General features: G+C 35.1%; 14 protein-coding genes. 6 read left to right on the forward strand and 8 right to left on the reverse strand.

The annotated features are described in order from the left end of the window. Positions 1-26 precede the first annotated feature (26 nt). The gene (locus tag AB674_RS19155; protein ID WP_047778896.1) at positions 27-1274 is read left to right on the forward strand and encodes an outer membrane beta-barrel protein; all 1248 of its coding nucleotides are present in this window, start codon (positions 27-29) and stop codon (positions 1272-1274) included. A 176-nt stretch (positions 1275-1450) separates the two neighbouring features. Beyond that, on the forward strand, positions 1451-2452 hold the full coding sequence (locus tag AB674_RS19160) for an NAD-dependent epimerase/dehydratase family protein (protein WP_047778897.1): 1002 nt from the start codon (positions 1451-1453) through the stop codon (positions 2450-2452). A 2-nt stretch (positions 2453-2454) separates the two neighbouring features. Here AB674_RS19160 and AB674_RS19165 read toward each other — a convergent pair whose 3' ends face one another. Genes AB674_RS19165 through AB674_RS19175 form a run of 3 tightly spaced genes read right to left on the reverse strand, consistent with a single transcriptional unit; the run spans position 2455 to position 5033 of the window. Next, on the reverse strand, positions 2455-2946 hold the full coding sequence (locus tag AB674_RS19165; RefSeq protein ID WP_047778898.1) for a DUF4296 domain-containing protein: 492 nt from the start codon (positions 2944-2946) through the stop codon (positions 2455-2457). A gap of 10 nt (positions 2947-2956) precedes the next feature. After that, positions 2957-4297: a dihydroorotase gene (locus AB674_RS19170; RefSeq protein ID WP_047778899.1), complete on the reverse strand. Its 1341-nt coding sequence runs from the start codon at positions 4295-4297 to the stop codon at positions 2957-2959. A 10-nt stretch (positions 4298-4307) separates the two neighbouring features. Then, positions 4308-5033 carry a polyprenol monophosphomannose synthase gene (locus tag AB674_RS19175; protein ID WP_047778900.1) on the reverse strand — a complete coding sequence of 242 codons (726 nt, stop codon included), beginning with the start codon at positions 5031-5033 and terminating at the stop codon, positions 4308-4310. A gap of 105 nt (positions 5034-5138) precedes the next feature. On the opposite strand from AB674_RS19175, the gene AB674_RS19180 reads away from it, so the two are divergent. From AB674_RS19180 to AB674_RS19190, 3 genes are all read left to right on the forward strand, one after another. Continuing rightward, entirely contained in the window at positions 5139-5807 is a 669-nt protein-coding gene (locus AB674_RS19180) for a DUF4271 domain-containing protein (protein WP_047778901.1), read from the forward strand. 14 nt (positions 5808-5821) lie between these two features. Next, entirely contained in the window at positions 5822-6571 is a 750-nt protein-coding gene (locus AB674_RS19185; protein WP_047778940.1) for a uroporphyrinogen-III synthase, read from the forward strand. 140 nt (positions 6572-6711) lie between these two features. Continuing rightward, a complete protein-coding gene (locus AB674_RS19190; RefSeq protein WP_047778902.1) occupies positions 6712-7182 on the forward strand; it encodes an Lrp/AsnC family transcriptional regulator in 471 nt (156 codons plus the stop codon). 122 nt (positions 7183-7304) lie between these two features. Here the strand turns inward: AB674_RS19190 and AB674_RS19195 are convergent, their stop codons facing one another. The 5 genes from AB674_RS19195 to leuS form a co-directional block, all read right to left on the reverse strand. Beyond that, positions 7305-7994, reverse strand: coding sequence for a zinc metallopeptidase (locus AB674_RS19195; protein WP_047778903.1), 690 nt, complete (start codon positions 7992-7994; stop codon positions 7305-7307). Positions 7995-8093: 99 nt separating this feature from the next. After that, complete coding sequence (locus AB674_RS19200) at positions 8094-8690, reverse strand: hypothetical protein (protein ID WP_047778904.1); 597 nt, start codon at positions 8688-8690, stop codon at positions 8094-8096. Further along, positions 8680-9150 carry an RNA polymerase sigma factor gene (locus tag AB674_RS19205; RefSeq protein ID WP_047778905.1) on the reverse strand — a complete coding sequence of 157 codons (471 nt, stop codon included), beginning with the start codon at positions 9148-9150 and terminating at the stop codon, positions 8680-8682. Before AB674_RS19205 ends, AB674_RS19200 begins: the two co-directional genes overlap by 11 nt. Then, positions 9150-10001 carry an alpha/beta fold hydrolase gene (locus tag AB674_RS19210; protein WP_047778906.1) on the reverse strand — a complete coding sequence of 284 codons (852 nt, stop codon included), beginning with the start codon at positions 9999-10001 and terminating at the stop codon, positions 9150-9152. Before AB674_RS19210 ends, AB674_RS19205 begins: the two co-directional genes overlap by 1 nt. A 615-nt stretch (positions 10002-10616) precedes the next feature. Next, entirely contained in the window at positions 10617-13520 is a 2904-nt protein-coding gene (leuS, locus tag AB674_RS19215) for a leucine--tRNA ligase (RefSeq protein ID WP_047778907.1), read from the reverse strand. A gap of 749 nt (positions 13521-14269) precedes the next feature. Between leuS and AB674_RS19220 the strand changes: the two genes are divergently transcribed. Continuing rightward, complete coding sequence (locus tag AB674_RS19220) at positions 14270-15145, forward strand: cell division protein FtsX (protein WP_047778908.1); 876 nt, start codon at positions 14270-14272, stop codon at positions 15143-15145. The last annotated feature ends 52 nt before the right edge of the window (positions 15146-15197 follow it).

The raw sequence follows: 15197 nt of genomic DNA on the forward strand, positions 1-15197 counted from the left end.
TTTGGCGAAAAACCAAAAACCTTTTTATGAAAAAACTATTACTGATTGCCTTATTACTTTGTTACTCATTTACTAACGCACAAATTACCTTCGAAAAAGGATACTTTATATCCAATGACGGAAACAGAACGGAATGTTATATTAAAAATTTAGACTGGAAAAACACTCCAACAGATTTCAAATACAAAACACAACTTAGCGATTCCGAAATCAAGACAGAAAGCATTGCCACAACCCAGGAATTTGGTATTGATAATGAAACTACCTACAAAAGATTTAAAATAAAAATCGACCGTTCCAATGATGATCCAAGAAAAATGACAACAAACAGAAATCCGGATTGGAAAGAAGAAACTCTATTTTTGAAAATACTTGTAACCGGTGATGCAATTTTATACAGCTACACAGAAGACAATACAAACAGATACTTTTACGCTACTAAAACAGTTCCTACAGAACAACTAATCTACGTTAAATACCTTACGACGGATCAAAACGAAGGGGCTGAAAAAGTAACAGAAAATAATGAATACAAACAACAGCTTTATAAAAATGTTGCCACTACAGCGACAACCGAAAAAAGCATCTTAAATCTTACCTACAAAAAAGCAGATCTTGTTACTTATTTTTCGAAATACAATAACATCAGCCCTGACGCTATGAAAAAAGAAAATGCAAAATCGAGCAAAGGTCAGCTTTTGATTAAGGTAACAGCAGGTCTAGGCATGGTTTCGTCATCACTAAGCAATGAGGATAATTCGCAACAAAATACTGAATTTGACAACAAAACGATTTTCAAATTTGGTGCCGAGGCTGAATACATACTTCCTTATAATAAAAACAAATGGAGTGTTTTCATCAATCCTGTCTATCAAAAATACCAGGGCGAAAATGACTATACTATTCCTAGTGGTTTTATGGCGTTTCCAGACATACAATACAATGTAAAAATAGACTATAACGCTGTACAAGTACCGATTGGTGTGAGACACTATATGTTCTTAAATGAAAAATCAAAAATATTCATTAGCGCAGCCTATTCATTTGACTTAAGCAGCAACACCAAAATAACGTACACAAATAAAACAGGAAATAACATAACCAGTTTCGAAGGCAATTCAAGTGGTAATTTAGCTTTTGGATTAGGCTATAATTTCAGCAACAAATTCACTGTAGAAGCAAGATTGAATACAAAAAAAGAGCTTGTAAACTACAACTCTTATTCGGCAAAATACAATGCAATAGATTTCATATTTGCCTATACTATTTTTTAGTAAGCAATAAAATCATTCGATCTCTAGGTGATGCAAATGAATTAAAATTCTTAATTCATTTGCATCACCTTTTTTTAACCATTTGCATAAAAACAAAGATTACCAATTTCAAAACAAACAAAAACTTCACACCTTCCCTACTTTGCACCTTTAAACCAAAATAGTATATTTACAAAATGGTATTAGTAACAGGAGGAACAGGTCTGGTAGGCTCACATTTAGCACTTCATTTAATTGAAAATGGAGAAACTGTACGAGCAATATATAGAAATCCAAACAAAATTGAGAAAACAAAAGCTGTTTTTGAATTATACAAAAAAGCCGATTTATTTGAGAAAATAGAATGGCTGGAGGCTGATATTCTTGACATTCCTTCATTAGAGATTGCTTTTATTGGCATTGAATATGTTTACCACTGTGCCGCATTTATTTCGCTTGATCCAAAAGACGAAGATTTACTGCGAAAAACCAATATTGAAGGAACTGCCAATATGGTTAATTTTTCTATTACGAAACAAATAAAAAAATTCTGTTTTGTGAGTTCAATAGCCGCTTTAGGAGATCTGGCAGCTCATGAAACCACCATTACCGAAGAAACAGAATGGAATCCTGAGAAACCACACAGCGATTATGCAATTTCTAAATATGGTGCCGAAATGGAAGTCTGGAGAGGACTTCAGGAAGGCTTAGAAGTGATCATTATAAATCCGGGAGTAATTTTGGGGCCAATTCCAACTACAAAAACAAACGAGCAGGGAAGCGCTGAATTTTACACCAGAGTTGCCAAAGGCCTCCCTTTTTATACCCTTGGAAGTACCGGGTTTATTACTGTAAATGATGTAGTAAAAATTGCTTTTGAATTAATGAAAAGCAGTATCAAAAATGAGCGTTTTACTCTGATTGCAGAAAATATCGTATTTCGAGACATCCTCAACACTATAGCCGACAGCTTAAAAGTAAAAAGGCCGAATATCCACGCGAAACCAATATTGTTAACTATAGCCTGGCTAGCAGACGGGATATTTTCAACTTTGTTTTTCCAAAAAAGAAGCATCACTAAAGCCACTGTGAAAGCTTCTTATTCCAAAAATCTGTATGGTAATGAAAAAATAAAAACCGCTCTGGGAACGGTTTTTCTGGATGTACACCAATATGTAAAAGACGTTTCTAAGTTATAAAACTATCTTGTTTGCCTTATTCTTCTTGCATGCATCGCCGTTTTTATCGAATCAATATTCGCTTTAGCTGGTATTGCTTCTTTAAGTTCAGGATTCAATTTTCTCAATTTTTCTTCCTGCTTTTTCTTCTTAATGGCTTTCTTCTCGTCTATTTTAGCCAATGAATCTGCTGCTCTTTGATTTTTCTCCAAGCGCTTGGCAATTGCATCAAACATATCTTTATACCCTTCGTAATCTGCTGCGTAATAAATATTACTTTGCGCAAACTGCAGACTATCTACTTTATATTTCTGCAAAACAAACCTTTTTTGATTCGCATCAATCGAGTCTAAGGATAACGGATGTTGGTATTTTACGGCTTCCAAAATAGACAAATCATACATAATATCAAGCATCTTTTCTTTCTCAATAAGCCCTTTGGGTTGTTTTACCAACTCTTTTTCGCAGCTCACAGAAAGAAACAAAACCAATGTTAGTATTATAAAATTCTTCATCTATACTTTTTTATCTGTCAAACAATAATCTTTTTCCATTGCGAAGGTCTTTCACCTTAAAGTTATTGTAAACCAGTTCTCCGTTTACAAAAGTATGTGTGATTCTTGATCTGAAAACAAAGCCTTCAAATGGAGACCAGCCGCATTTTGCTAAAATATTGTCCGCATTCACACTCCATGGTAAACTCGGATTCACGATAACTAAATCGGCAAAATAACCTTCTTTTATAAAACCTCTTTTTTCGATTTTGAAAATCTTAGCCGGATTATGACACATTTTTTCAACGATCTTTTCGATAGAGATTTTCCCTTGGTGATGTGCCTCAAACATAGCCACAACAGCATGTTGAACCAATGGGCCGCCAGAAGGTGCATTTAGGTAAGGTTGTTTTTTCTCTTCTTTTGTATGTGGAGCGTGATCGGTAGCAATTACATCGATACGACCATCATTTAAAGCTTCCCAAAGTACTTTTCTGTCCGCTGCCGTTTTCACAGCCGGATTCCATTTTATGAAATTACCTTTTGTTTTATAATCTTCATCTGTAAACCACAGATGATGTATACAAACCTCAGCCGTTATTTTTTTATCTTCTAATGGGATTTTGTTCGTAAACAACTCCATTTCTTTAGCAGTCGAAAGATGAAAAATATGCAAACGGGCACCTGTCTTTTTTGCTAAAGCTACAGCTTTAGACGACGAAATATAACAAGCCTCAGCACTTCTGATTAAATGATGCGCCGTTACCGGAATATCATCACCATACTGCTCTTTGTACAAGGCCAAATTGTTTTGAATAGTTGTTTCATCTTCACAGTGTACCGCAATTAACATTGACGTACTTGAAAATATTCTCTCTAAAATGGCTTCATTATCCACCAACATATTTCCGGTTGAAGAACCTAAAAATATTTTTATTCCTGCAACATTTTTTGGATTCGTTTTTAAAACTTCTTCCAGGTTATCATTGGTTGCTCCCATCATGAACGAATAGTTCGCATATGATTTTACGGCAGCAATTTGATATTTATCTTCCAGTATTTCCTGAGTAACAGCATTTGGCACCGTATTCGGTTGCTCGATAAAAGAGGTGATTCCTCCTGCAACTGCGGCTCTGGATTCTGACTCAATATCTCCTTTGTGTGTTAACCCTGGCTCTCTAAAATGTACCTGATCATCGATCGCACCCGGAATCAAATAACTTCCTTCGGCATCAATCACTTTACAATCCGATGATTTTAAACTGATGCTGTCTGAAATTTCAACAATTAAGTCGTCTTCGATCAATACATCACCTTCAAAAATGGATCCTTCGTTTACAATTTTAGCGTTCTTTATTAAAATTCTGTTCATCACCGTGACTTTATAAAGTATTGAATAATTTTTTTAATCGAAGTGTTATTACACCCAGAATTGCTTCTTTTATAATGGCGTTGCTCATTTTCGAAACTCCTTTGGTACGATCCGTAAAAATGATCGGAACTTCGGTAATTTCAAATTTAGCACAATACGTTCGATATTTCATTTCGATTTGAAAAGCATAACCAACAAATTTAATTTTGTCAAGTTTTATCTTTTCTAAAACTACTCTTTTATAGCAGATAAAACCTGCTGTAGCATCATGAATTTTCATTCCGGTAATAAATTTGACATACACGGAAGCAAAGTAAGACATCAAAACACGGCTTAGTGGCCAGTTTACGACATTTACACCTTTTACATATCGTGATCCGATAGCTAAATCAGCACCACCAAAATGACAGGCGTCGTACAACTTTTCGAGATCGTTTGGATTATGAGAAAAATCGGCATCCATCTCAAATATAAACTCATATTTGCGCTCTAAAGCCCATTTGAAACCATGAACATAAGCGGTTCCTAAACCTGATTTTTTGGCTCTTTTTTCTAAAAACAATCTATCGGGATATTCTTCCTGCAGTGCAATTACTTTATTCGCAGTAAAATCCGGCGAATTATCGTCAATAATTAAAAGATGAAAAGGTTTATGTTGAGAAAGTACAGCTCTAACTATACTTTCTATGTTTTCAATTTCGTTATAAGTGGGAATTATGACAATACAATCATTCATTTTTCTGGGTAATTTCACCGCAAAAGTAAACTTTTTATGCCATTTGATTCACAATAAATTTATAATAAAAGTATTGATACAAAAAATTACTAATTTTGCAACGTTATGATTGAACAACTTCATCCCCGAATTATCGAAAACAAAGACTGGGCGACACTTTTATTTGTGTTGGCTTTTGCTCTTGTTGCCATTACTAAATCAGCATATGAATCCCGATTTAGCGAATTCAGCAAGCTTATTTTCTCTGATAAATATGCCAAAATCTATCGGGATTCAAGTAATCTGAAAGGTAGTTTTATTGTTGGTTTGTTTTTTGTGCAGATTATTTCATTTTCTTTTTTCATTCAGCTTACGATGCATACTTTTGGATATGCCTCAAAAACGGACTGGGTTTTATTCATTCAAATCGCCACTTTTTTATTATATTTTATTCTGGCAAAATATTTAATCGAAAAAATCGTTGCTACTTCATTCAATATTGAAGATTTTATAGACCTTCTTAACTTACAAAAAGCAACATACCGTACGTATATTGGTGTTTTAATCCTTCCTTTTAATGCGGTTTTGTTTTATTATGACAACATTCCGAAAAGTGTACCACTAGCAATCATCGGTGTTTCACTGTGTATAAGTCTATTCTCCTATTTTATTTCGATTAAAACGCATCAAAATATAATAATCAGCAAGTTATTTTATTTTATTTTATATCTTTGCGCTCTTGAAATAGCCCCTTATTATTTCATCTATTATTGGATTACAAAAGAGGCGGCTTAGTAAAAGTTTATAATATGAAAGTGAAAACAATTTTGGTGTCACAGCCTGAACCTAAAGTGGAGAATTCTCCGTACTTTGAGCTCCAACAAAAACACAAAATAAAAATTGATTTCAGACCATTTATTCATGTGGAAGGGGTTAGCGCAAAAGAGATTCGATTACAAAAAATCGATCTTAATCATTATACTGCGATTATTTTGACAAGCAGAAATGCCGTAGATCATTTTTTCAGAGTAGCCGATGAAATGCGTTATAAAGTACCTGAAGGACTGAAATATTTTTGCCAGTCTGAAGCAGTTGCGTTTTACTTACAAAAATATGTAGTGTACAGAAAACGTAAAATTTATGTAGGCGCAAAAGATTTTGCAGATTTATCTCCATTAATTAAAAAGTACAAAGACGAAAAGTTCTTACTTCCGGCTTCTGACCAATTAAATGCAGATGCACCCGTTACTTTAAACAATTTAAAAGTAGACTGGACTCAAGCCATTTTTTACAGAACCGTAATGAGCGACTTATCTGATTTAGCAGACGTTTATTATGATGTCTTAGCCTTTTTTAGCCCAACAGGAATCAAATCTTTGTTTAAAAACTTCCCTGATTTTAAACAAAACGAAACCCGAATTGCTGTTTTTGGAAGCACCACTCAAAAAGAAGCTTTAGATTATGGTTTAAGAATTGATATTCTTGCTCCAACTCCTGAAACTCCTTCTATGACAATGGCTTTAGAAAAATACATCAACGAAGCAAACAAAGGAAAATAACCTTTTAAAATATACAATATAAAAATTCCAAATTCCAACTTAATCGTTGGGATTTGGAATTTTCTTTTTTACAGCATTTTAACTACATTTGGTTTCTATTCAAAACCCAAAACACTAATTATAGTTTCAAATTGTAAATTATGAAAATCAACTCCCTCTTAATTGAAATTGATGGTATCGATAAAGAAATCCTTCGTTATTTAATGGATGATGCGCGAAAACCCATTTTACAAATCGCCAATAAAATAGGCATTTCGGGAGCCGCAATCCATCAGCGTTTGAAAAAACTGGAGCAATCGGGTGTCATTTCGGGATCAAAATTTATTGTAAATCCAAAAGTATTGGGCTACAACACTATGGCTTTTGTAGGTGTATATCTGGACAAAGCCTCTCGAAATTCTGAAGCTGTAAAAGATCTAAAAAAAATCCCCGAAGTTTTGGAATGCCACTACACAACCGGAAACTGGTCCGTATTAATAAAAATCATTTGTCGTGATAACGAACATTTAATGCAGCTTTTAAACACTAAAATTCAAGCTATCGAAGGCGTTTCTAGAACAGAAACCTTTATATCCTTAGACCAACAAATTGACCGACAAATACAACTTTGAGGTTAAATTCTAAATTCCAAATTTGTTGGGATGAATTAAACCCGACAGGTTTTAAAAACCTGTCGGGTTGTTTTTTTAATTGGAATTTGGGATTTTAGAATTTGGAATTTATTTTTTAAAATTTAATCCCTTCTGTTACTTCCGGAATAAATAGAGATATAGTACAGCAACGTTGCAATTGAACCGAGCGCTGCTACTACATAAGTTCGTGCAGCCCATTTTAAGGCATCTTTTGCTCCCGCCTGCTCTTCTTGTGTCAGCATATGTTTATTCTCTAACCAAGCCAGCGCTCGATTGCTTGCGTCATATTCTACAGGCAAAGTAACGATAGCAAATAAAGTTGTTGATGCAAATACGATAATCCCGATAAGCAATAATTGTGGAAAAATATTAATCATCAATATCCCCGCTAGCAAAATCCATTGCATATAACTGGATGCTACATTAACAATCGGGACTAATGTGGAACGCATCGTCAACATTTGATAACCGATAGCGTGTTGTACTGCGTGACCGCATTCGTGCGCAGCGACCGCAGCTGCAGCAGCATTGCGATGACTATATACTGCTTCGCTTAAATTTACCGTTTTATCCGACGGATTATAATGATCGGTTAACTGTCCGGGTGTCGAAATAACACGTACGTCAGTTATACCGTTATCGGCTAGCATTTTTTCAGCAATTTCAGCGCCACTCATTCCGTTTCTTAATTGTAGTCTTGAATAAAGCTCAAATTTACTTTTCAGCTTTGAGCTTACCATCCAGCTAAGCAACATTATGACTCCTGCAATTATAATATATCCGTACCCCATGTCTTTCGTTTTTTAGTTTGAATTTTAAAGTTACAAAACAAACTGCAAATTGCGAACCACTTTAACAAAATGCCAAGAGGTTTCAGAAAGCATCGATAATCAAAAATCAGTAGTCAATTGCTTATTTATGGTTTCAAATTTTTCAATCAGCGCATTGATTTTTGCATTCTCTTTTTTGATTTGTTTTGGACGCAGATAAAGCCAAACAAAACCAAACCACAGCAACAGCATTGCATAAGTAAAAACAGCCCAGAATGCAGTCATTCTTGACGTATATTCAAACATATACAAACACAACCCCGCTCCCAGCATTACAAAGTACAAACTCAACATAGTGGATTGCAGGAATTTCTGTTTCGTTTTTATTTCAATTAATTTTTGCAAATATTCTGTATTGCTTTTCGTGCCGTCAATTTTCTTATAAGCACCAAATAATCTATTGTAAACCGCCAAATAAACGACCATTGCAACAACACACAAAACAATTCCGATTTTGGTCGAAACAAATTCGGGTTTGAAGCGGTACCAGATAAAAACAATAAATATGCAGGTAGCCAAAAGCAGCGCATTGGTTAGCATTAATTTCCTCAAACTCGACTGTTTGAAACGACTTAACTTAACCAACAAATCTTTTATATCGGGTGGACTTACGGACTGTTTGTTCCATAAATCTTTAAAATCTATCTTATTGTCCATTTTGTTTGAATTTTTGAGTCAGTTTTTCTTTTATTCTGTGAATTTTAACTCTTGTATTAGCTTCAGAAAGTCCGACAATTTTAGCGATTTCAGCTTGTTTTACATCCTCCAATTCTAAAGAAATAATGATCCGCTCTGCTTCCGGTAATTCAGCAATACACTTATACAGAAACTGGATCCGCGGTTCTATGGAATACTGTTTTTCCTCTGTGAGATCAGAAGGCAATTCCGATTTAGGAAAACGTTTTTGCTTTTCGATCTGCCTTAAACAATTATTAGACGCAATTCTAAAAATCCAGGTCCCAATACCTGATTCATTCCTGAACGTATCTAATTTCTGCCAGACTATAATAAAAGTCTCCTGAGCCAAATCTTGTGCAACATCATAATCATTGACAAAACCCATGCAAAGCCGGAAGATTCTGTCCCAATACATTTTATAAATGCTTTCAAACTCCATTATTTAACTTTTATAAAGTTGTTTAAATGTTTGAAATAAAATTCTTTGTCATCATACATAATAAAATGCAATCCTTTAGACGCATATTGAAGATTAGCGGTTTTAAGATTTTTATACTGCGCTTCGATAGCCGGTTTTATATTTGCAAAATAAGACTCTAATAAAATCAATGCAGGACATTTTACAGTAGCAATCTTATCTCTTAAATCTGTGTTCGAAAAATCACAATACATCTCAGCAAAAGTCTTTCTGTCCGATTTCGCACTCCAACCTAACAACAAGTCATGCTTAGAAGCATCTTCCGTCAGTCTTACCAAATATTTCTTTTGATTTTCCAAAAATTGTTCATCGGTCATGCTGGTCATTTGATCCACAATTGGCTTACAATCGTTATTTACTTTTGGCTTAAAAGAGGCATCCATCAAAGCCGCGAGGCAAGGAACGGCATCAACAACAACTATTCTGTCAGCCAGATCGGGATAATCTGCAGCAATTGCTAAAGCTAATCCTCCGCCCATGCTGTGACCAATTATAATCGGTTTCTCGATTTTATTGTCTTTTATATAACCCATTATAGCATCTTCCCAATTCTTAAAAGAAGCATTGGACTGTGGTTGTACACCTGCGAATCCCGCCATGGTAAGCGTATAACATGTAAAATTCTTTTCGAAATTAGCTTTTGTATCATTCCATACTTCTCCCGAAGAAGCAAAACCCGGAATAAATAAAATAGCCTGTTTTCCTTTTCCCGATTTAACAACCTCAAAAGGATATGATTTTGTTTGTGCAAACACATTTAAACATACTGCAGAAAATAATAATGCGATAACCAGGATGATATACTTTTTCATTTTTAATAGTTTTTTAAATTGTTAATGAATCAAATTCGCCTTTTGGATACGGGAAAAATCAAAATGTTACAAATTTTATAAAATAAAATTAAAATTCAATTTTTTAAATTCCAAATTCCAATTTTTGACGACATCGTAGAGACGCACTGCTGTGCGTCTCTACCATTGTGCGTCTCTGCCATTGTGCGTCTCTGCGGTGCGGGTAAATTTTAACACGGATTACACGGATTTGCACGGATTGTTTTTTGAAAATTTGTGGTGAAAAAAAATTTCGCCGCGAATTACACGAATCTCCACGAATTGATTTGTGATCATTCGTGAAATTTGTAACATAAAAAAGTAGAGACGCACAGCAGTAGAGACGCACAATGGTAGAGACGCACAGCAGTGCGTCTCTACGGAGGCACGTCAATACCGTATGATTAAATTTCAACACGAACTGCACGGATTTCCACGGATTGTTTTTTTTGAAAATTTGCGGTGAAAAAATTTCGCCGCGAATTACACGAATAACCACGAATCGATTTGTGAAAATTCGTGTAATTCGTGGCAAAAAAAATTCCAAATCCCAACAGAATTGGAATTTGGAATTTAAAATATTGGAATTTACTCCCTTTATCCGACCAAATTAATGATCTTCCCGGGAACAATAATTACTTTATTCGGAGTTCTTCCTTCTAACTGACGTTGTGTTCTTTCGTCTTTCATAATGATTTCTTCGATTTGTGCTGCTGTTAAATCCAGCGGTAACTCGATCGTGAAACGCATTTTTCCATTAAATGAAACCGGATATTCTTTACTACTTTCTACCAAATATTTTGGTTCGAAAACAGGGAAAGCAACTGTCGAAATCGAAGTCGTATGTCCTAACAAACTCCAAAGTTCTTCTGCAATATGCGGTGCATAAGAAGAAACTACAATTGCCAATGGCTCTAGAATAGCACGTGAATGGCAATTTTGAGTCGACAATTCATTCACACAAATCATAAACTGAGAAACGGAAGTATTAAAAGAGAAATTCTCGATATCCTCTGCTACTTTTTTGATTGTTTTGTGCAATGATTTTAGATTGTCTTTTGTTGGTTCTTCATTCGTTATAATCAAACCGTTGTCATCAAAATACAAACGACATAATTTTTTAAGGAATCCAAAAACTCCTGAGATACCAGCGGTATTCCAAGGTTTTGCCTGCTCTAATGGACCTAAAAACATTTCGTACAAACGCAATGTATCTGCTCCGTACTCATTACAAATATCATCCGGTGTTACTACATTGTATTTCGATTTTGACATTTTTTCAACCTCGCGGCCTACAATGTATTTTCCGTTATCGTCTAAAATAAACTCAGCATCAGCATAATCCTCTCTCCAGGCTTTGAATCTTTCAATATCTAGTTCATCAGATGAATTTACCATTGAAACATCAGCATGAATTGGTTGTACGCTCTGATCTCCAATTTTATTCTTAGACACAAAGCTATTTGTTCCTTCAACTCTATAAACAAAAGCACTAGTCCCCAAAATCATTCCCTGATTGATCAGTTTTTTGAATGGTTCTTCGGTTGGAGCGAATCCTTTGTCTTTTAAGAATTTATTCCAGAAACGAGAATATAGTAAATGTCCGGTTGCGTGTTCGCTTCCACCAATATACAAATCAACACTTTCCCAGTATGCTAAAGCTTCTTTGCTTGCAAATTCGGTTTCGTTGTGTGCATCCATATAACGCATCCAATACCATGAACTTCCAGCCCAACCCGGCATCGTGTTTAACTCTAAAGGAAAAATCGTTGCATGATCTACTAAATCAGTATCCACAACTTTATTCTCCTTGGTATCCCAAGCCCAAACTGCTGCGTTTCCTAAAGGAGGCAAACCGTCTTCGGTTGGTAAATATTTCTCTACTTCCGGCAAAATAATTGGCAAATGTTGTGCGTCAATCATTTTCGGAAGACCGTTTACATAATATACCGGAAAAGGCTCTCCCCAATAACGCTGACGTGAAAATACGGCATCACGCAAACGGTAATTGGTTTTCCCTGTTCCTTGTTCAATTTTCTCTAATTCAGCAATTGCCTTTTGAGTAGCTGCTTTATAATTTAATCCATTAAGAAAATCAGAATTAGCGATTTCAACATTATCTTTTGAACCGTAAGCGGCCTCAGAAACATCAACATTCGCGAAAATATTTTTGATTTCCGGCATTCCGTTTTGACCTTTAAAGAAATTTGCAAAAGCATAATCTCTCTCGTCTCCACAAGGAACCGCCATTACAGCACCGGTACCATAACCCGCCAAAACATAATCCCCAATCCAAACCGGAATTGGCTCTTTTGTAAAAGGATGTTCTGCATAAGCTCCGGTAAACACTCCTGAAATAGTCTTAACATCAGCCATACGTTCACGCTCCGAACGTTTTGCTGTTCTCTCGATATACCCCTCAATAGCCGCTTTTTGTTCCGGAGTTGTAATTTCAGCTACCAAAGGATGCTCCGGAGCCAAAGTCATAAACGTAACTCCAAAAATAGTATCAGGACGTGTGGTAAATACTTCGATAAATTTTGTTTCAGGTTTCACGTTTGAAGTTTCCACCTCTTGAGAGTTGGAACTTGAAACTTGAAACTTAACCATCGCACCAACAGATTTTCCAATCCAGTTGCGTTGGCTTTCTTTGATGCTTTCGCTCCAGTCAATATCATTTAGGCCTTGTAACAAACGCTCTGCATAAGCAGAAATACGCATGCTCCATTGGGTCATTTTTTTACGGATAACAGGGTAACCCCCACGTTCCGAAACCCCGTTTATAATTTCATCATTTGCCAAAACCGTTCCTAAACCGGGACACCAGTTCACTTCCGTTTCTGCCAAATACGTCAATCTGTATTGTAATATTATTTTTTCTTTCTGATCTTCTGAATACGAATTCCATTCGCTTGACGAAAAAGGAGCAATATTATCATCTGAAACGGCATTTACGTTTGTATTTCCTTCTTTTTCAAAAACAGAAACTAAAGTTGAAATATCTTCGGCTTTATCAGATTCTTTATTGTACCACGAATTAAACAACTGAATAAAAATCCACTGTGTATGTTTGTAATAATCCGGATTTGATGTACGAACTTCTCTCGCCCAGTCAAATGAAAATCCAATTTTATCCAATTGTTTTCTGTATCCGGCAATTTCTTTTCCTTCTTTATCTACTCCACCGTCAATATTTACACGGGTCGTATCTTCGGGACGTTGCCCGGTTTGAATGGCATATTGTTCTGCCGGCAATCCGAAACTGTCGTAACCCATCGGGTGCAAAACATTAAAGCCCTGATGTCTTTTGAAACGCGAATACACGTCTGAAGCAATATATCCGAGTGGATGTCCAACATGTAATCCAGCACCGGATGGATATGGAAACATATCTAATACGTAGTGTTTTGGTTTGTCAGAATTATTTACGGCTGCAAAAGTTTGATTATCGGCCCAATATTTTTGCCACTTGGCTTCTATTTCGTTCGGATTGTATTTCATTTTGTGAGTTGCTGAGTTACTGAGTAACTGAGTTGCTAAGTTTTAATGCATTATGTAATAAGATCGCAAATTTACATTTATTACAGATTGTAACAAAAGTATTTTAATACATAAAACAATTAACTCAATGGGTGCAATTAATTTTAACACATAGAAGCATAGCTAACAAAGCTTAAAAAAGACGTTTCACTCCAAATAAATCACATCAGAGCTTGTTTAAATTTCTGATTCCAAAAAGAAAAAACCAAACTAAATTCTTAAACGTAAAAATAAAACCACACCATCTTAATCGATCACTATTGCTTATCAATATAAAAAAAATCCGTTTTTATCAGCGTTTTTTGCCCTTGCAAATCCGCATAATCCGCGTCCAATTCTGCATAATCTTTACACACAGACCTTGCAACTTAATTTCACACACGGATTAAACAGATTCGTTATCACGAAGACGCGGATTAAAACGGATTTAAAATTCTTTCCGATGAAATTTTAACAAGCCTTATGACTACATGAAAAAATTATGATTTCCTTGAAACATCTCAAATAGCAGATCCTAAATCTATGTCTCTATGTGTTAAATAAATTTAGCGAAATAACCCCAAATACGTTAAATTTCAATTTCTTCATTCTTATTCCGACAAAATGCAACACTAAAATTGCTTATATTGTACAAAAGTTAAAACTTTGATCGTTATTAACTTTAAATAAAGAAATTGTTTATTATTTTTACCACATAATTTAAGCAAACTATGAGTTCTAACTTTGATAAATTTCAAAAGCGCAGGTTAATTTCCTCTTATTTTTCGGTTGTATTAAGTGTCTTTCTGGTACTATTCCTTTTGGGAGTATTGGGATTGTTCATCGTTAATTCTAAAAAACTGGCAGACGATTTTAAAGAAAAAATCGCCATGACTGTTTTCTTTAAAAACGAAGCGAATGACAGTGTTATAAAAGCCTTTAATACCGAACTAAAAAGAGCTCCTTTTGCAAAATCATACGTTTATGTAACTAAAGAAAAAGCGGCTAAAGAGCATACTGATATAATTGGTGAAGATTTCCTGACCTTTTTGGGAGAAAATCCATTATTAAATTCTTACGACATTCACTTCAAAGCGGATTATGTTGAAAGAGACAGCATTCAGAGAATTGAAAGTCATCTGCGTAAAAACACCATGATCTCTGATATCGTTTATGACAAACAATTGGTCAATCTGGTTAATGACAACATCAAAAAAGTGAGTATGTGGATTTTGATTATCAGCGGATTCCTGACTGTAATTGCGGTTTTACTAATCAATAGTTCCCTTCGTTTATCGATACATTCTAATCGTTTTATCATTAAAACCATGCAAATGGTTGGTGCAACAAAATCATTTATCCGTAAACCATTTGTAATGCGTAGTGTAAAACTGGGTATGTTGGGCGCTGGTCTGGCGATTATTGCCTTGATTGCGCTTTTAGTTTATGTAGAAACCAATTTCCCGGGACTAGGAATTTTAGACGATAAACTGGTAACCGGTTTGATCTTACTTATTGTTTTCGGATTGGGAGTTTTAATCACCTGGGTAAGCACACACTTTGCCACACAACGTTTTCTGAATTTAAGAACTGACGACCTTTATTAACTTATAAAAACAGTCACAGTCGCAGTTTTCAGTCACTTTATAATCGAACTTA

This window comes from Flavobacterium sp. ABG, from assembly GCF_001027725.1.
In the GTDB taxonomy this organism is placed as follows: domain Bacteria; phylum Bacteroidota; class Bacteroidia; order Flavobacteriales; family Flavobacteriaceae; genus Flavobacterium; species Flavobacterium cupriresistens.